Here is a 15,794-nt window from a genome sequence, read left to right on the forward strand (position 1 = left end):
GTCCCACGATGTTCAATCCCAGCCGCGACGAAGTCCGTCAATTCTTCACCGAGACCTGGCGCAAGCAGCGCCATGGCGAGATCCTGACGCCGCTCGAAGCGATTGCCGCCGACTGGATCAGCGAGCACCCCGAGTATCACGCGGACCTGGCCGATGCCGAGGCCGCCCAGGCGCAGGACTACTCACCCGAGCGCGGGCAGACCAATCCGTTTTTGCATCTGTCGATGCATCTGGCCATCAGCGAGCAGTTGTCGATCGACCAGCCGCCAGGCATTCGCGCCGCGCATGAGCGCCTCGCCGCCCGGCTCGGTTCGACACACGACGCGCAGCACGCAATCATGGAGTGCCTCGGCGAAACCATCTGGGAAGCGCAGCGCAGCGGCATGCCGCCCGACACGGACGCGTATTTGCAGCGGATCGAACGCCGCGCGACACGCGACTAGCCAACCCGCGCAAGCCCGAAAGTCACGCCTCAAAAGCAAAACACCCCGCAAGAGCGGGGTGTTGAAGCGGTGCATTGCAACGTTGTGTTTTTCTGCAATCGCCGGAGCGGCGGCGCCGTCAGTTGCGGCGCGGTGCGCTTACTTCTTCTGCACGAGATCGCCCTTCAGCGATTCGATATAAGCCGCGATGTCTTTCATGTCGCTCTGCGACAGGCTCTGCACCTGCGCCTGCATGATCGCGTTGTTGCGGCCCATGTGCGGGTTGCCGTTACCCATTTGATACTGACGCAGCGCCCAGTAGACGTAGTCTGAGTGCTGACCGGCGAGCTTCGGATATTCCGGGCTCACCGGCTTGTTCAGGTTCGGGCCGTGACATGCCGCGCAGTTGTGGCTCTCGGACAGCACCTTGCCGTTGCCGGCGTCGGCCGCGTGGGCGACGCTCGCTGCAAACAGACCGAATACTGCCGCCGACGCGCATGCAGCCTTGAACACCGTGTGGAGTGCCTGTTGGGGCTTATTCATGAATTCTCCTATCCCGCGAATTTAATAGCCGTGTGACTGATTGGATAACCGCAGCCAGTCAGTTGTCACTTGTCGGGATTGCTCTTCGATGAGGAATTTTGCGCTGCATAGTAAGCAGCGATGTCGGCGATGTCCTGATCCGATAGCGATGCGGTGATCGCATGCATCGTTTCGAAGTGGCGGTCGCCCTTCTTGTAGCCGCGCAGCGCGTTTTCGAGGTACGCCTGATTCTGGCCGCCCAACATGGGCACGCGGTACACCTCAGGGTAAGCCGTGCGATATTCAGGGATGCCGTGGCAGCCAATACACATCGCGACCTTGCCTTGGCCCGCTTTCGCGTTGCCGACGACATCCGCTGCCTGCGCACTGGCCGCATAGCCCGCGAGCACCGACAGCGCTGCGATCACGACGTGTTTGCCGACGAATTTGTTCATAGCATGTAACCTGGCTTGAGGGGAAACGGGCGCCCAAAAAGGCAACGGCCCGCGCTGTTTTTCTCGCCGTTTTCTTATAGGGAGCCACGCAGGCCAAAAAAATCGGGCTAATTGTACCGCGTCGCCGCGCCGAACGTCCACCGCGCGGGGCGTACGCGCCGGTGCGCCAGTGCCGGCACCCGCGTCGCGCCACGCGCGCGCCGCCCGCAAGGCACGGCAGGCAGCGCGGCTGCAACCTTACGCGAGCCGGGTGCAAGCCAACAGGGCTTCTGACTTATACTGGGTTTTTTCTCACGCCAGAGAGCACCTCGCCATGCGTTTCGAAGGCTCATCGCAGTACGTCGCCACCGACGACCTCAAGCTCGCGGTCAACGCCGCGATGACGCTCAAGCGCCCGCTGCTAATCAAAGGCGAGCCCGGCACCGGGAAAACCATGCTGGCCGAAGAGGTCGCCGCGGCGCTCGGCATGCCGCTCCTGCAGTGGCATATCAAGTCGACCACCAAGGCTCAGCAGGGTCTGTACGAATACGACGCGGTGTCGCGCCTGCGCGATTCGCAGCTCGGCGACGAACGCGTCAAGGACATTCGCAACTACATCGTGAAGGGCGTGCTGTGGCAGGCGTTCGAGTCGGAACAGCAAACGGTGCTGCTGATCGACGAGATCGACAAGGCCGACATCGAGTTTCCGAACGACCTGCTGCGCGAACTCGACCGCATGGAGTTCTACGTGTACGAGACGCACGAACTCGTGCGCGCAAAGCAGCGGCCGCTCGTCATCATCACGTCGAACAACGAGAAGGAACTGCCCGACGCTTTCCTGCGCCGCTGCTTTTTCCATTACATCAAGTTTCCCGATCCGGCCACGATGCAGCAGATCGTCGAGGTGCATTACCCCGGCATCAAGAAGGAACTGCTGGCTGCCGCCATGCAGAGCTTCTTCGAATTGCGCAACGTGGCGGGGCTGAAAAAGAAACCGTCGACGTCGGAACTGCTCGACTGGCTCAAGCTGCTGCTCGCCGAAGACATCCCGCCCGAAGCGCTGCGCTCCGCGGATCAGAAGCAGATCATTCCGCCGCTCGCCGGCGCGCTGCTGAAGAACGAGCAGGACGTGAGCCTGTTCGAGCGGCTCATCTTCATGAATCGCAATAACCGTTGAACTTCTATTGAGTGCTCGCGCCGCAGAGGACCCAGCATGCTGATCGACTTCTTCTACTCGCTGCGCGCCGCGAAGCTGCCCGTGTCGGTGAAGGAATACCTGACGCTGCTCGAGGCGCTCAAAGCCAATGTCATCGCGCCGTCGCTCGACGACTTCTATTACCTTGCGCGCATGACGCTCGTGAAGGACGAGCAGTATTTCGACAAGTTCGACCAGGCATTCGGCGCCTATTTCAACGGAGTCGCTAAGACCTCGGAACTTGCGTTCGACGTGCCGCTCGACTGGTTGAAGAAGAAGCTGCAACGCGACTTGTCGCCGGAAGAAAAAGCGCAGATCGAGGCCATGGGCGGCATCGACAAGCTCATGGAGCGCCTGAAGCAACTGTTCGACGAACAGAAAGAGCGGCACGAAGGCGGCAATAAGTGGATCGGCACCGGCGGCACCTCGCCGTTCGGCAACGGCGGCTATAACCCGGAAGGCGTGCGCATCGGCGGCGACTCGGCGGGTAACCGCACGGCCGTGAAGGTGTGGGAAGCGCGCGCCTACCGCGATTACGACGACCAGGTGGAAATCGGCACGCGCAATATCAAGGTCGCGCTGCGTCGCTTGCGCCGCTTCGCGCGCGAGGGCGCGGCCGAAGAGCTGGATCTGCCCGACACGATCCGCAGCACCGCCGCGAACGCCGGCTGGCTCGACCTGAAGATGGTGCCCGAACGCCACAACAAGGTGAAGGTGTTGATGCTGCTCGACGTGGGCGGCTCGATGGACGATCACATCAAACGTACCGAGGAGCTCTTTTCCGCCGCCAAGGCCGAGTTCAAGCACCTCGAGTTCTACTATTTCCACAACTGCGTGTACGACTTCCTGTGGAAGAACAACCGGCGCCGCCACGCCGAGCGCACGCCGACGTGGGACGTGCTGCACAAGTTCACGTCCGACTACAAACTGATCTTTGTCGGCGACGCGACCATGAGCCCGTATGAAGTGCTGCAGCCAGGCGGCTCGGTCGAATACAACAACGCCGAGGCGGGCGCCGTATGGCTGCGCCGGCTCGCGGATCACTTTCCGCATCATGCATGGCTCAACCCCGAACCGGAAGGCTTGTGGCCGTATCGCCAGTCTGTCAGCGCGATTCGCGAAGTGCTCGGCCACCGCATGTACCCGCTCACTCTGGCCGGCCTGGAAGCGGCCATGCGCATTCTGAGTAAATAACCGCGCTCTGCGCCACCCTCAACCACAAGAAAGTATCTGCATGCGCCGCTCATCATCGCCTGAACTGGCCGCCGCCGGCATTTCGCCCGGCCGTTTCAATCCTCTCGCCGACACCTCGCTGTCCGCTGTCGTCGCGGGCTTCGTTGCGATGATGACCGGCTACACGAGTTCTCTCGTCCTGATGTTCCAGGCCGGCCAGGCCGCGCATCTCACCAACGCGCAGATTTCGTCGTGGATCTGGGCGTTGTCGATCGGCATGGCGGTCTGCACCATCGGTCTGTCGCTGCGTTTTCGCGCGCCGATCGTGATCGCGTGGTCGACGCCCGGTGCGGCGCTGCTTGTCTCGTCGCTGCCGCACGTGCCTTACGCGCAGGCAATCGGCGCATTTATCGTCTGTGCGCTGTTGCTCACCGTCGTCGGTTTGACGGGCTGGTTCGACACGCTGATGAAGAAAATTCCGGCAGGTATCGCCGCCGCCCTGCTGGCGGGCATCCTCTTCGAAATCGGCATTGAGATTTTTCGCGCCGCGCAGTTCCAGACCGCGCTCGTGCTGACGATGTTTCTGACTTACCTGGTCGTCAAACGCAGTGCGCCGCGTTATGCGATTCCGCTGACGCTGATCGCCGGTACGATTGCGGCGGGCGTGCTCGGGCTGCTCGATTTCAGCCACTTCAAGGTCACGCTCGCGCAGCCGGTGTTCACCATGCCGGCGTTTTCGCTCGCCGCCAGCATCAGCATCGGCATTCCGCTTTTCGTTGTGGCGATGGCGTCGCAGAACGTGCCCGGCATTGCGGTGTTGCGCGCCGACGGCTACGCCACACCGTCCGCGCCGCTGATTTCGACGACCGGCATCGTGTCGCTGCTGCTCGCGCCGTTCGGCTCGCACGGCATCAATCTTGCCGCGATCACGGCGGCGATCTGCACCGGGCCCGAAGCGCACGAGAACCGCGACAAGCGCTACACGGCCGCCGTGTGGTGCGGTATTTTCTATCTGATCGCCGGCGTGTTCGGCGCGACAATTGCGGCGCTGTTCGCGGCGTTCCCGCGCGAGCTCGTCGTCTCCGTGGCGGCGCTGGCGCTGTTCGGCTCGATCATGAGCGGCCTGACCAACGCGATGCAGGATGCAAGGCAGCGCGAAGCGGCGCTCGTCACCTTCATGGTGACGGCGTCCGGGCTCACGCTGTTGTCCATCGGCTCCGCGTTCTGGGGTCTGGTCGCGGGGGTGGTGACACAAGTCGTGCTGAATGCGCGGCGCCCTGGCCCGAAATAGCGTGAACGGATCGGCGGCGCACGCTGTCAATACTGCATCAGGCGATCCGCCATAAAATAGAAGCATCCGGCAGCGTTTCCCTGCAACATCGGGTGAGCGCTGCAGCGTGACCCGCGGCCGCCGGACCTGAAGCGGTCTTTCAATCCGGCGGCAACTCATTCTCCTGAACCGTGGCGCATGCGCCCTAAAGGCACGAATATGACAACCGCACTCGATCAACTCAAGCAGTACACCACGGTGGTGGCCGATACCGGCGACTTCCAGCAACTCGCGCAATACAAGCCGCGGGACGCCACCACCAACCCGTCGCTGATTCTGAAGGCCGTGCAGAAAGACGACTACCGTCCGCTGCTCGAAAAGACGGTGAAAGATCATGCGTCCAAGCCGATGGGCGCGATCATCGACCAGTTGCTGATCGCGTTCGGCACCGAAATCCTGAAGATCATCCCGGGCCGCGTGTCGACCGAAGTGGATGCGCGTCTCTCGTTCGACGTGCAGGCTTCCATCGCCAAAGGCCGCGAACTGATCGCGCTCTACAAGGACCACGGCATCGACCGCGAACGCGTGCTGATCAAGCTGGCCTCCACATGGGAAGGCGTGCGCGCCGCCGAAGTGCTGCAAAAGGAAGGCATCAACTGCAACATGACGCTGCTGTTCTCGCTCGCCCAGGCCGCGGCGTGCGCGGAGGCGGGCGCGAAGCTGATCTCGCCGTTCGTCGGCCGTATTTACGACTGGTATAAGAAAAATGCCGGCAGCGCGTGGGACGAAGCGAAAGACGGCGGTGCGAACGACCCGGGCGTTCAGTCGGTGCGCCGCATCTACGCGTACTACAAGAAGTTCGGCTACAAGACCGAGGTGATGGGCGCGAGCTTTCGCACCCCCGGTCAGATTCTGGAACTGGCCGGCTGCGATTTGCTGACCATAAGCCCGGAACTGCTGCAAAAGCTGCATGAAAGCACCGACAAGGTCGAACGCAAGCTCTCGCCAGAAAGCTCGAAGGACGCGAACATCGAGCGCGTGCCGGTCGACGAGCCGTCGTTCCGCTTCCTCGTCAACGACGAGGCCATGGCGACCGAAAAGCTTGCCGAAGGCATTCGTGCGTTTGCTGCGGACGCGGTCAAGCTGGAAAAGCTGATCGAAGCGCTGCGTTAAGCCTCGGGCGCACGGTCGCGCCGTTGCGCTGTTGCGCTGTTGCGCTGTTGCGCTGTTGCGCCGTTGCGCTGTTGCGCCGCTGCACCGTTGCACCGCTGCGCCAGGCAACCATGGCCGCCGATGCGGGCGTCCATGGCGTAGCGAGATCTGCGGGTCCCGGAGCTGGCGGTTCCGGGCCGGACAGTGCTTTACCGGGCGCGTACCGCTGGTCAACCGCCCGCTGACCGTCGCCTACCGCCCGTCCAGCGCCGGGTGACTACCGGTCCGCCATCCGGCGCCCAACTGCCTACCGGCTGCTCGCCCATCGTCGTGCGCGCGTCCAGCCCCCGCTCACCGTCCGTCCGCCGCCCGCTGGCCACCCGCTCATCACCAGTTAACACCGCCTGTTCCCTCGACCGCTGCCTCCCGCCAGCGCGCGCCGCACGCTGTCTTCTCCTCGCGACACAAAGTCACAATTGCTCGAACGCCGTTGCCTACAATGATCTGCACGCCTGCCATTTGTTTGCCGTTCGGCATCAGGGCGTTTCACATCCGTATTCCGGGAGACGACGATGGAAGTTCAACCGTATGTGTTCTTCAACGGGCGTTGCGAAGAAGCGCTCGATTATTACCGCCAGCACCTGGGCGCCGAGGTCACGTTCATGATGCGTTTCAAGGACGCGCCGCCTGATCCGCAGAACGCGCCGCGTCCCGGCGTCGAGGACAAGATTATGCACGCGAATGTGCAGATGGGCTCGACCCAGTGGATGGCGTCCGACGGCAATTGCGATCAGGACGCGAAACCGATGAGCGGCTTCAGTCTGTCGCTGACCGCGGACGATACCGCATCGGCGCAAAAGTACTTCAACGCGCTTGCCGACGGCGGCCAGATCGTCATGCCCTGGGGCGAAACCTTCTGGAGCAAGGGATTCGGCATGGTGGTGGACCGCTTTGGTCTGATGTGGATGGTGACCCTGCCCCACGAGTGAGCAGGCGCCTGCGGCAGCTCACCTAGGCCTTCGGCAGGATCCGCGAATGCCGCTCGATGTTCCAGTTGGGCTCAGTGTCGGAGAGCGCCGCGCGTAAGCGCTCCACCTGTTCCGCGAGCCGCTGCCCGAGCCAATAGGGTCCTTGCAGATCGGGCGGCAGCGCAGGCGCCGCGTGGCCGGGCGCCCGCGGAAGCGGCGGCGCAGTGAAACTGCCGGCCCTGGGAGCAGTAGTTGGCCGGGCGTCGACCGCGGGAGCGTCGGCTCCCGGCACGCCACCCGCCACAACCCCAAAACGATGAGTCCGGCCAAAGCGCAGGCTGCGTGCAGTCGCCAGCAAGATCGCACGCACGGCCTGCACCTCGGTGCCGCAACGTCGCGCATAGGCGGCACGCGCGGCGGCGCCGGCCTGCATCAACGGACCGGTCGCCAGCAGTTCCAGCGAGCTAAGCACCGAACGATGCAAGCGCTGAATCTCCTCGAGCTTCGCCTGCGGCACGTCGATCTCCTTCGCCACCGAAGGCATCAGCGAGCGCAACTGCACGAGCCGCCGGTTGATCTCGACAAAGCGCCTGACCTGCTCCTCTTCGCCGATCGATTCGCCGTCCAGCAAACGCGTGTAAATGCGCGCACATTCACGCAGATTGGCCGCGAGCCCGTAGCGCCACGAATAAGTGGCGTGCAACGGCAGCGCGAATGAAAACGCGAGCGCGATCACAATGCCGATCAGCACGTTCAACGTACGCCACAGGCCGACGTCGATCAGATTGTCGCCATGCCCGGCGACGATGCACATCGTGATGGCCGTCAGGAGCCCGATATAGCCGGACGAGCCGATCGCAAACCACGCGCAGACCGCGGCGACGATCGACATCAACACGTAGGTGAGCGGCAGCGAGCCGATCAGATTCTGCTGCACGATCAACAGCAACCCGATGGACGCGCCCAGCAGCGTGCCCGCGGCCCGCTCCGCCGCTTTCTTGCGGATATTGCCATGATGCTGCAGGCCGCCGATCACCACCAGCAACGTCACCGACGACCAGATACCGTGCGGAATGTCGATACCGGTGGTCGCGAGAATCGAGAACAGCATCGCCAGCCCCACCCGCAGACTGTGCAGGACTTTTGCGTGCCGGTAGCGGTAATACGGCGACGTGATCGCGCGGACCATGCGGCTCACCGCCGGGCGACGCGGAACGACAGGGCGGGAATCGGCAGAGGCCATGGCGGCGGCAGCGGGCAGCGCTTTCGAAGGAAGTCCCGCTATCGTGCCCTGGAGTGCGGCGGAAGTACAAACACAAACGCCCGCGGATGTCGGTCCGCGGGCGCCTGGTTTGCTGGCGTCGAGGCTTAGCTTTCGACCACGTCCAGATAGTCTTCCGGACGCGTACGGTCTTCGGCGCGCTGCATGCCGAACGCGCGCACCAGCAGGCTCACGACGACCGCCACCACCAGATTCACGATCAGCGACCACACCGCCGCATAGCCCGGAATCGCCATGCCGAACAGGTGAACCGTGAAGATCGAGCCGGCGAGCTTCAGCGAAATCGCCATCCACGTACCCGTCGCGATGCCCGCTGCCCAGCCGAGCAGGAGGCCGCGATAGTCGAGCACGCGCGTGTACAGTCCGAGGACGATAGCGGGCAGCGTCTGGATGATCCAGATACCGCCGAGCAACTGCAACTGGATTGCATACGTGAGCGGCAAGCCGAGAATGAACGCCACCGCGCCTACCTTGACGATCAGCGAGACCAGCTTGGCGACGTTGGTCTCCTGGTCGTGCGTCATGTTGCGGTTGACGAACTCCTTATGGATGTTGCGCGTGTACAGGTTCGCTGCCGCAATCGACATGATCGCCGCCGGCACCAGCGCGCCGATGCCGATGGCCGCGAACGCCACGCCGACGAACCACGACGGGAAGAAGTGCAGGAACAGCGCCGGCACCGCGAAGTTCGGACCGAACGCCTTGAAGTACGGCGCGAATTCCGGCATGTCCTTCACGCCCGAAGCGAGCGCCATGAAGCCGAGCAGCGCGAGCAGACCGAGCACCAGCGAGTAAGCCGGCAACATCGCCATATTGCGGCGGATCGTGTTGCCCGATTTCGACGACAGCACCGCCGTGATCGAGTGCGGGTAAAGGAACAACGCGAGCGCCGAACCGACCGCGAGCGTCGCATACGCGCTATAGCCGTTCAGACTGGATACGTCCGGCGCCTTCAGCAGCAGCTTGGCCGGCGGCACAGCACCGAAGATGTGGCCGAAGCCGCCCAGTTGCGGCGGAATCACGATGATCGCGGCGAAGATCGTGATGTAGATCAGGACGTCCTTGACCACCGCGATCATGGCCGGCGCGCGCAGGCCCGACGTGTACGTGTACGCGGCGAGAATCGCGAACGCAATGATCAGCGGCAGGTCGCCGACAAAGCCCTTCGTGTCGAAGCCGAGCGCGCCGATCACCACTTCGATGCCGACCAGTTGCAGCGCGATGTAGGGCATCGTCGCGACGATGCCGGTCACGGCGATGGCGAGCGCGAGCATGCGGCTGCCGTAGCGGGCCGACACGAAGTCCGCCGACGTCACGTAGCCTTGACGTTTCGCAATGCTCCACAGCTTCGGGAACACGACGAACGCAAACGGATAGATCAGGATCGTATACGGCAGTGCGAAGAAACCCGTTGCGCCCGCACCGAACACCAGCGCCGGCACCGCGATGAACGTGTACGCCGTGTACAGGTCGCCGCCCAGCAGGAACCACGTAACGATGGTGCCGAAGCGCCGGCCGCCCAGGCCCCACTCTTCCAGATGGGCGAGATCGCCGCGCCGCCAGTGCGCCGCGATGAACCCGAGAATCGTGACGCCGATGAAAAACAGAACGAAGACGAAAGTTGCAATGGCGTTCATTATCGTGCGTCTCCTTGCGGACGGCCCGACGGGCGCGTCTTGGTCTTGAAGTACACGATTGCGGTGATGATCGCGCTGATCAGCACCCAGAGGAGCTGATACCAGTAGAAGAACGGAAACTCGAACAGAACCGGTTCGACCTTGTTATACGACGGCACCCAGACCATGGCGATCCAGGGCAACAGCAACAGCCAGAGCCAGTGCTTGCTGGCTTTGTTCGCGTCGGCGTCGTGAGCCATGACGTCTCCTCTTCCCTATTATTGAAATGTTGGCCCGTGTTCGACGGGTGGTGGACCCCAAAGCGGAGAGCCGCCTCGCGGTAGCACGCCCGCGGAGGATCGCCCCGCACGGGACACGAGTGCCCCGAAAGCCTCGAAAGAGTATAGGAGCCGCGAACGTGCGGTCAAGCAGGGCGGACCCGAGGCGAATCAGGCGGGCGTTGCAGCGCGTTGAATGACGGTTCAGCGGACGCGAGGCCGTAAAGAGGTGGCGCGGTGGATGCTGGCAAGCGGCGCGCTGGTCGAATGATGAGGCTGTCGCAGCCGCTTGAATGACGCTTCGACGGGCGCCAGGTCGTGAAGAGGTGGTGCGGCGAATGCCGGCGTGCGGCGCGCTGGTGCCGGCCACGGCGGGCTGGCGAGCTTTGCTTGCCTTCGCGCGCGCCGCGAAAAAGGCCGGACGCCGCGTCGATGCGCGATGGATAGCAGCCTCGGTTGCCGTCGCGTGGATGCGACGGTATTTTGCATATGTAGCCGGGCACTGCCGGCCCGGCCGCTTCAGGGCGTGCCCCGCTCAGATCACGAACGACGCCCCCGTCTGCCCGGTCGATTCCTGCAGACCCTTGATCCACTTGCGCGCCGGCAAGCCTAGCTGTGCCTCGATCAGCTTTGCGCGCGCGTGCAGCGCCGTGAACGGCACCTCGAGTGCGGGACCCGAGAACGCGATCGCGATGCGGTTGCCGTCATGCACTTCTGGCAAGGCGACCACGCGACCGTCGAACGCTTCGTTCAGGCGCTTCATGTTGCGCACGAAGCTCGGGTGATCGCCGAACAGGTTGACCGTCACCACGCCCGCCTCTGTCAGACACGCGCGCGCCGCACGGTAAAAGCCGACGCTATCGAGTACGGGACCGCGCGCCGTCGCATCGTAAATATCGATCTGCAATGCGCCGATCGTGCCGTGGTTCGCGCGGTCGTTGACGAAGTCCCACGCGTCGGTTTCGTGCACGGTGAGGCGCGCGTCGTCTGGCGGCAACCCGAACATCGTGCGCGCGGCCACCACGACCGCCGGGTTCACTTCGACCGCCTCGACCTTTGCGCGCTTCAGGAAGCGGTGCGAGAACCTGGTCAGCGCAGCGGCGCCGAGACCGAGCTGCACAATGCGCCTGGGCGTTTCGATGAAGAGCAGCCAGGCCATCATCTGCTGCGCGTATTCGAGTTCGATGTGATCCGGCTTGCGCAGACGCATCGCCCCTTGCACCCATTCCGTGCCGAAATGCAGATAGCGCACGCCGCCCTCTTCCGAGAACGTGACGGGCGCAAAGCGCGGCTTGCGCGGCGTTTCGATTTGCGGCGCGTCGTGCAGGTCGTCCTCGTGCGATGCGCGTTTGCTGTTGCGCACCGTTGCGCGTTTGCCCGCGTCGTGGGCTTTGCGATTGCGGAATGCACGCGCCTCGGCCGAAGCGCGCTTGATGAGTTTCGTCATGTAAGGATGTCGCGCCACAGGCGCAATTTTTGATCGAACGAGAGCATAGCATTGGCCGGACTCGACGAAGGCAACACGAGCGTCGTGTATCCCGCTGCGCCGATCACGGGCGCGAAGCGGCCCGCCGTCTTGCCGTTGAAGGCGACTTTGCGCAGCTTCGGCGAGTGCTCGCGCAGCGACGCAAAGTCGTTCGGCTGCGCATTGCGGATTGCCGCATCGAGACTGCCCTCGCGATGGCACGCAGCAAGCACGTCCCACACGCCAATGCCGCGCGACAACAGCCGCCGCAGGCGCTCTTCGTAGGCGAGCTCGGCCAGCGGCTCGTCGAGCACCGCGCCAAGCAGGCGCCAGAACTGGTTACGCGGATGCGCGTAGTACTGCGTCGCGGCAAGCGACGCCTCGCCGGGGAAGCTGCCGAGAATCAGCGTATGGGTATCCGCGGCCACGACCGGAGGAAAGCCGCGCAGCATTAGTGGCTCCGTTTGGCGGTGGAGTTTGCTGGGGTGGTGGCCGTGGTGGTGGCCGCGGTACTGGCCGCGGTGTTGGCCGCGGTGTTGGCCGGGGTGTTGGCCGGGGTGGTGGCCGTGGTGGTGGCCGCGGTACTGGCCGCGGTGTTGGCCGCGGTGTTGGCCGGGGTGTTGGCCGGGGTGTTGGCCGTGGTGCTGGCCGTGGTGCTGGCCGTGGTGCTGGCCGTCGTGCTGGCCGTGGTGCTGGCCGTGGTGCTGGCTGCGGCGCGCGCCACGGTGTTTGCCGTGGCATGCGCCAGGTCAGTTGCCGTGGCGCGCGCCCCAGTCATTTCCGCGGCATGCGCGCGCGAAGCCGTGTGCTCGAGCGATCGTCCGTGTTCGCGCAGACGCGCATGCGCCCCGTAACTCGCATCTGCGGCATCGCCGCCCGAGCGCCCTTCCCCCGCCGCCTTCGACAACGACGCCAGATGCGCCCACAGTGCCGGCAAGAAACACTCAGTGACGAGAAGCGGCGCACCATGCCGCTCGAACACCGAACGGCGCGCCACCAATGCATGCGGCGGCATTGCGCCGATTTCCCGCGCGGCGAGGCGGTACAGCGGATGCCGCCCGGTCACGCGGCGGCTGACCAGCGCCGATCGCGCGACGCTGCTGTCGCTATACAGCAGTTCGGCAAGCGGCCGCGTGCGCAAACGCCGCGTGGCCTGCCACACGCCGACGCTCGCGGCGAGAGGCGCAACGCTGTGCGCGGCGACGAACGGCACGCCATCGACCGACAGCACGACCTCGCGCACCCACACCGGCGCGCGCGCGCAAAGGCCCAGAGCAGCATGCTCGTCGGCCCAGGGCAACGCCACGCGTTCACGCGTGACGCGCACGGCGACCGCGCCGAGCACGCGCAGATGCGCGGTCAACGAACCGCCGCGGGTCAACCAGTCTTTTTGCGCGGCGCTGAAACCAGGCAGGGGAACGGCGCGCCAGTGCGCGTCGGCGGCATCGAAACAGATAGGCATGGAATCGGATTATAACGGCGCCCTGTCGGACCATTGCCAGGCCCACGCGCGGTTTTTCCGGCAAGTCGCGATATCCGCCGCATCCGCATCAAACCGCTCGAGCAGAGCGCCGATTTCGGAAAGGTCCGATTCTCCGCCCACCGCAACGCACGATACAACCTCCGTGCTTTACGAACCGGCGATTGGCCCGCTGCTGGCGGGCTCGCCATCCGATCCGCAAACGAACGAGAGGATAAACATGAAGAAACTTCTGAGTGTCAGCGCCTGCGCACTGTCTGTGCTGTTGATGGCGGGCTGCACAACGCCGCTGAACCGCGACACGGAGACGTCGTTGAACAAGGCCGCGGGTATTGAGGTCGCGCCCGTCGCGGACGGCGTCGCCGTCAAGCTGCCCGAGAAAGCGCTGTTCGATTTCAACAAGTCGGAAGTGCGCAGCGATGCGAGCGGGGTCATCGACCGTTCCGCCGTGCTGCTCAAGCGCAGCAAGAAGCCGATCATCGTTGAAGGTTATACGGACAACGTCGGCACGCTCGAATACAACCAGCAGCTTTCCGAAGCGCGCGCGGTCGCGGTGGGCTACGCGCTCGTGGCGCGCGGCGTATCGGTGGACCGTATCCGCACGAAGGGCAATGCGTACAACAATCCGGTTGCGAGCAACGACACGCCGGAAGGTCGCGCGCTCAATCGTCGCACGGAAATCGTCGTGCGCGGCGAGACGATGGAAACCTTGATGGGCAAGAAGTAAGGACCAGCAGGACGGCGGGCCGAATCTCGCCCGCATCAACACCTGAAGCCGGACGCGCAGAGTGCGTCCGGCTCATTCCTCGACATATTCCCCTAGCGCTCGTGCGACATCAGCGAGCACTGCGTCCCACTGGTTCAACTCGCGCTGTCTGAAAAGGCGCATTGACGGATACCACGGACTATCGTCGCGCGCGACCATCCAGCGCCAATCCGTGAATGTGGGCACCAGCACCCAGACCGGCGTGCCGCACGCGCCCGCCAGATGCGCAACCGCGGTATCCACTGTGATCACGAGATCGAGCGATTGGATGATCGCTAGCGTATCTGTGAAGTCATGAATCTCCGGGCCTAGCAAATGCATCTCGATACCGTCGGACGAAGCTGCGGCATCGTGCTGCGCATCGCCCTTCTGCAGCGAAAACCAGCGCACGCCAGGCTGTTCGAACAACGGCCGCCATTGCCGCAACGGAATGGACCGATAGCGATCGAGCCCGTACGCCGGGTTGCCCGCCCACACGATGCCGACGCGCTTTCTGAACGGGCGCGGCACCGGCTGCGCAGCGAGCGCCGCGAGGCGGTTGCCCCAGCGTTGCAGCCTGGACGGCTCAGCCTGCAGATACGCCGTGGCGAGCGGCAGCATGGATAACTCGAGGTTCATGTGCGCGGGCATGCGCAGCATGCGGCACCAGTAGTCGTACGGGCCGGGCGGCACCGTGGTCCACGCCGCATGCACGCCGGCCGCGTGACGCGCCACATCGGCCAGCGGCTCCTCGACCCACACGTCCACCAGCGCGCCACGCTGATGCAGCCAGTCGGCCATGCGCAAAAACTGGATCTGATCGCCAAGCCCCTGTTCTCCGACAAGCAGGAACCGGCAGCCGAACACCCGCTCGCCTTGCCATTCGGGATAAGCTGGGCGAACCAGGTCATGGTTCTCGGGCAGCGCGTCATGCCACCGGTACTGTTTCCAGCCGCGTCCGAAATCGCCCGCGCGAAGCTGTGCCGCGGCCAAGTTGAACTGCATGAGTGCGTTGCCGGGCATGAGACGCGCGGCCTCGGTGGCGTGCCTATGCATCTGTTCGAATTCGCCCAGCATGTTCAGCGCGAACGACGCATTGTGATGCAACGAGGCATGGTACGGATCAAGTGCAATTCCCTGCCGCGCGACGCTGACCGCCTCGGCAAAACGCTGCGCGCTGTTCAGAGCGAAGGCGAGTTGCTGGAGCGCGTCGGCATCTTCGGCGCAGCGTGCGCGCAGGGTGGGCCACATGGCATCAAGCTCTGCATCGCGCCCCGCCTTTGATAGTGCCGCGGTCAGCATGAACGCGTCCGCGATGTTCGACGAGTCGAGCGCCCACGCGCGCTGCCAGAAATCCGCCGCATCGGCATGCTGACCCTGCTCCGCGCAGATTTGCGCGAGCGCGCGAACGGCGTGGTGCAACGTAGGCTCGAAACCGAGTGCGTTCAGATAGTGCCGCCGCGCCTCGTCAAGCCGGCCGGACAGCTTCAGGCAATCCGCCAGATTCCGATGCAGGCTGGCGCTGCCGCCGCCGATGTTCAGCGCCCGATAGTAAAACGCCTCAGCCGCGATCCGTTCGCCGCGCAGCGCGGCAAGCAGCCCGCGGTGCTCCCAGATGTCCGGGCGCTCAGGCGCGACATTCAATGCGAGGTCGAGCTGCTTGCAGGCATGATCGAGCGCTCCCTCGCGGAAATAGGCAAGACCAAGCTGATGCAGTGCATGCGCATCGTTCGGCAACGCACGATTGGCTGAGGAATCTGACGCACCTGATGAACTTTGGTGATGCATGGCC

Annotated in this window: 15 protein-coding genes and 1 pseudogene; 7 read left to right on the forward strand and 9 right to left on the reverse strand. The window is 64.1% G+C overall.

Annotation, left to right across the window (positions count from 1 at the left end):
* The first annotated feature begins 8 nt into the window (after window positions 1-8).
* Window positions 9-443: a DUF1841 family protein gene (locus A3AC_RS0111085; protein ID WP_025598894.1), complete on the forward strand. Its 435-nt coding sequence runs from the start codon at window positions 9-11 to the stop codon at window positions 441-443.
* 138 nt (window positions 444-581) lie between these two features.
* On the opposite strand, the gene A3AC_RS0111090 is transcribed toward A3AC_RS0111085, so the two are convergent.
* Both A3AC_RS0111090 and A3AC_RS0111095 read right to left on the reverse strand, forming a co-directional pair.
* Window positions 582-965, reverse strand: coding sequence for a c-type cytochrome (locus A3AC_RS0111090; protein WP_025598895.1), 384 nt, complete (start codon window positions 963-965; stop codon window positions 582-584).
* Window positions 966-1,030: 65 nt separating this feature from the next.
* Window positions 1,031-1,399 (reverse strand): c-type cytochrome, encoded by a 369-nt coding sequence (locus A3AC_RS0111095; RefSeq protein WP_013338619.1) that lies wholly within the window; start codon window positions 1,397-1,399, stop codon window positions 1,031-1,033.
* Between the two features lie 313 nt (window positions 1,400-1,712).
* Here A3AC_RS0111095 and A3AC_RS0111100 point away from each other — a divergent pair, with 313 nt between their 5' ends.
* From A3AC_RS0111100 to A3AC_RS0111125, 5 genes are all read left to right on the forward strand, one after another.
* Entirely contained in the window at window positions 1,713-2,555 is an 843-nt protein-coding gene (locus tag A3AC_RS0111100) for an AAA family ATPase (RefSeq protein ID WP_025598896.1), read from the forward strand.
* Window positions 2,556-2,591: 36 nt separating this feature from the next.
* Window positions 2,592-3,767 (forward strand): vWA domain-containing protein, encoded by a 1,176-nt coding sequence (locus tag A3AC_RS0111105; RefSeq protein WP_025598897.1) that lies wholly within the window; start codon window positions 2,592-2,594, stop codon window positions 3,765-3,767.
* Between the two features lie 40 nt (window positions 3,768-3,807).
* On the forward strand, window positions 3,808-5,037 hold the full coding sequence (locus A3AC_RS0111110; RefSeq protein WP_025598898.1) for a benzoate/H(+) symporter BenE family transporter: 1,230 nt from the start codon (window positions 3,808-3,810) through the stop codon (window positions 5,035-5,037).
* 198 nt (window positions 5,038-5,235) lie between these two features.
* Window positions 5,236-6,189 (forward strand): transaldolase, encoded by a 954-nt coding sequence (tal, locus tag A3AC_RS0111115; RefSeq protein ID WP_025598900.1) that lies wholly within the window; start codon window positions 5,236-5,238, stop codon window positions 6,187-6,189.
* Between the two features lie 551 nt (window positions 6,190-6,740).
* Complete coding sequence (locus A3AC_RS0111125) at window positions 6,741-7,157, forward strand: VOC family protein (RefSeq protein WP_025598901.1); 417 nt, start codon at window positions 6,741-6,743, stop codon at window positions 7,155-7,157.
* A gap of 22 nt (window positions 7,158-7,179) precedes the next feature.
* On the opposite strand, the gene A3AC_RS0111130 is transcribed toward A3AC_RS0111125, so the two are convergent.
* The 6 genes and pseudogenes from A3AC_RS0111130 to A3AC_RS29155 form a co-directional block, all read right to left on the reverse strand.
* Window positions 7,180-8,379: an FUSC family protein gene (locus A3AC_RS0111130; RefSeq protein ID WP_025598902.1), complete on the reverse strand. Its 1,200-nt coding sequence runs from the start codon at window positions 8,377-8,379 to the stop codon at window positions 7,180-7,182.
* A 125-nt stretch (window positions 8,380-8,504) separates the two neighbouring features.
* Window positions 8,505-10,055, reverse strand: coding sequence for a monocarboxylate uptake permease MctP (gene mctP / locus A3AC_RS0111135; RefSeq protein ID WP_025598903.1), 1,551 nt, complete (start codon window positions 10,053-10,055; stop codon window positions 8,505-8,507).
* A complete protein-coding gene (locus tag A3AC_RS0111140) occupies window positions 10,055-10,294 on the reverse strand; it encodes a DUF3311 domain-containing protein (protein WP_025598905.1) in 240 nt (79 codons plus the stop codon). The genes mctP and A3AC_RS0111140 overlap by 1 nt, the downstream gene beginning before the upstream one ends.
* Before the next feature lie 553 nt (window positions 10,295-10,847).
* The gene (locus A3AC_RS0111145; protein ID WP_025598906.1) at window positions 10,848-11,759 is read right to left on the reverse strand and encodes a spermidine synthase; all 912 of its coding nucleotides are present in this window, start codon (window positions 11,757-11,759) and stop codon (window positions 10,848-10,850) included.
* Window positions 11,756-12,229 carry a DNA-deoxyinosine glycosylase gene (locus tag A3AC_RS0111150; RefSeq protein ID WP_025598907.1) on the reverse strand — a complete coding sequence of 158 codons (474 nt, stop codon included), beginning with the start codon at window positions 12,227-12,229 and terminating at the stop codon, window positions 11,756-11,758. The genes A3AC_RS0111145 and A3AC_RS0111150 overlap by 4 nt, the downstream gene beginning before the upstream one ends.
* Before the next feature lie 329 nt (window positions 12,230-12,558).
* A pseudogene (locus tag A3AC_RS29155) lies at window positions 12,559-13,239 on the reverse strand (chorismate--pyruvate lyase family protein); the annotation flags it as partial.
* A 238-nt stretch (window positions 13,240-13,477) separates the two neighbouring features.
* On the opposite strand from A3AC_RS29155, the gene A3AC_RS0111160 reads away from it, so the two are divergent.
* Window positions 13,478-13,984 (forward strand): OmpA family protein, encoded by a 507-nt coding sequence (locus A3AC_RS0111160; RefSeq protein WP_025598910.1) that lies wholly within the window; start codon window positions 13,478-13,480, stop codon window positions 13,982-13,984.
* Between the two features lie 72 nt (window positions 13,985-14,056).
* On the opposite strand, the gene A3AC_RS0111165 is transcribed toward A3AC_RS0111160, so the two are convergent.
* Window positions 14,057-15,790: a hypothetical protein gene (locus A3AC_RS0111165; RefSeq protein ID WP_025598911.1), complete on the reverse strand. Its 1,734-nt coding sequence runs from the start codon at window positions 15,788-15,790 to the stop codon at window positions 14,057-14,059.
* Between the last annotated feature and the right edge of the window lie 4 nt (window positions 15,791-15,794).

Source organism: Burkholderia sp. WSM2230 (genome assembly GCF_000472445.1).
Taxonomy (GTDB): Bacteria; Pseudomonadota; Gammaproteobacteria; order Burkholderiales; family Burkholderiaceae; genus Paraburkholderia.

What these genes read in the sequence shown, in the direction of transcription:
- A3AC_RS0111165 (WP_025598911.1), bottom strand. Translation starts at nt 15,790, where the DNA reads ATGCATCACCAAAGTTCATCAGGTGCGTCAGATTCCTCAGCCAATCGT.
- tal (WP_025598900.1), top strand. Translation starts at nt 5,236, where the DNA reads ATGACAACCGCACTCGATCAACTCAAGCAGTACACCACGGTGGTGGCC.
- A3AC_RS0111100 (WP_025598896.1), top strand. Translation starts at nt 1,713, where the DNA reads ATGCGTTTCGAAGGCTCATCGCAGTACGTCGCCACCGACGACCTCAAG.
- A3AC_RS0111110 (WP_025598898.1), top strand. Translation starts at nt 3,808, where the DNA reads ATGCGCCGCTCATCATCGCCTGAACTGGCCGCCGCCGGCATTTCGCCC.
- mctP (WP_025598903.1), bottom strand. Translation starts at nt 10,055, where the DNA reads ATGAACGCCATTGCAACTTTCGTCTTCGTTCTGTTTTTCATCGGCGTC.
- A3AC_RS0111090 (WP_025598895.1), bottom strand. Translation starts at nt 965, where the DNA reads ATGAATAAGCCCCAACAGGCACTCCACACGGTGTTCAAGGCTGCATGC.
- A3AC_RS0111095 (WP_013338619.1), bottom strand. Translation starts at nt 1,399, where the DNA reads ATGAACAAATTCGTCGGCAAACACGTCGTGATCGCAGCGCTGTCGGTG.
- A3AC_RS0111125 (WP_025598901.1), top strand. Translation starts at nt 6,741, where the DNA reads ATGGAAGTTCAACCGTATGTGTTCTTCAACGGGCGTTGCGAAGAAGCG.
- A3AC_RS0111145 (WP_025598906.1), bottom strand. Translation starts at nt 11,759, where the DNA reads ATGACGAAACTCATCAAGCGCGCTTCGGCCGAGGCGCGTGCATTCCGC.
- A3AC_RS0111085 (WP_025598894.1), top strand. Translation starts at nt 9, where the DNA reads ATGTTCAATCCCAGCCGCGACGAAGTCCGTCAATTCTTCACCGAGACC.
- A3AC_RS0111160 (WP_025598910.1), top strand. Translation starts at nt 13,478, where the DNA reads ATGAAGAAACTTCTGAGTGTCAGCGCCTGCGCACTGTCTGTGCTGTTG.
- A3AC_RS0111150 (WP_025598907.1), bottom strand. Translation starts at nt 12,229, where the DNA reads ATGCTGCGCGGCTTTCCTCCGGTCGTGGCCGCGGATACCCATACGCTG.
- A3AC_RS0111130 (WP_025598902.1), bottom strand. Translation starts at nt 8,379, where the DNA reads ATGGCCTCTGCCGATTCCCGCCCTGTCGTTCCGCGTCGCCCGGCGGTG.
- A3AC_RS0111140 (WP_025598905.1), bottom strand. Translation starts at nt 10,294, where the DNA reads ATGGCTCACGACGCCGACGCGAACAAAGCCAGCAAGCACTGGCTCTGG.
- A3AC_RS0111105 (WP_025598897.1), top strand. Translation starts at nt 2,592, where the DNA reads ATGCTGATCGACTTCTTCTACTCGCTGCGCGCCGCGAAGCTGCCCGTG.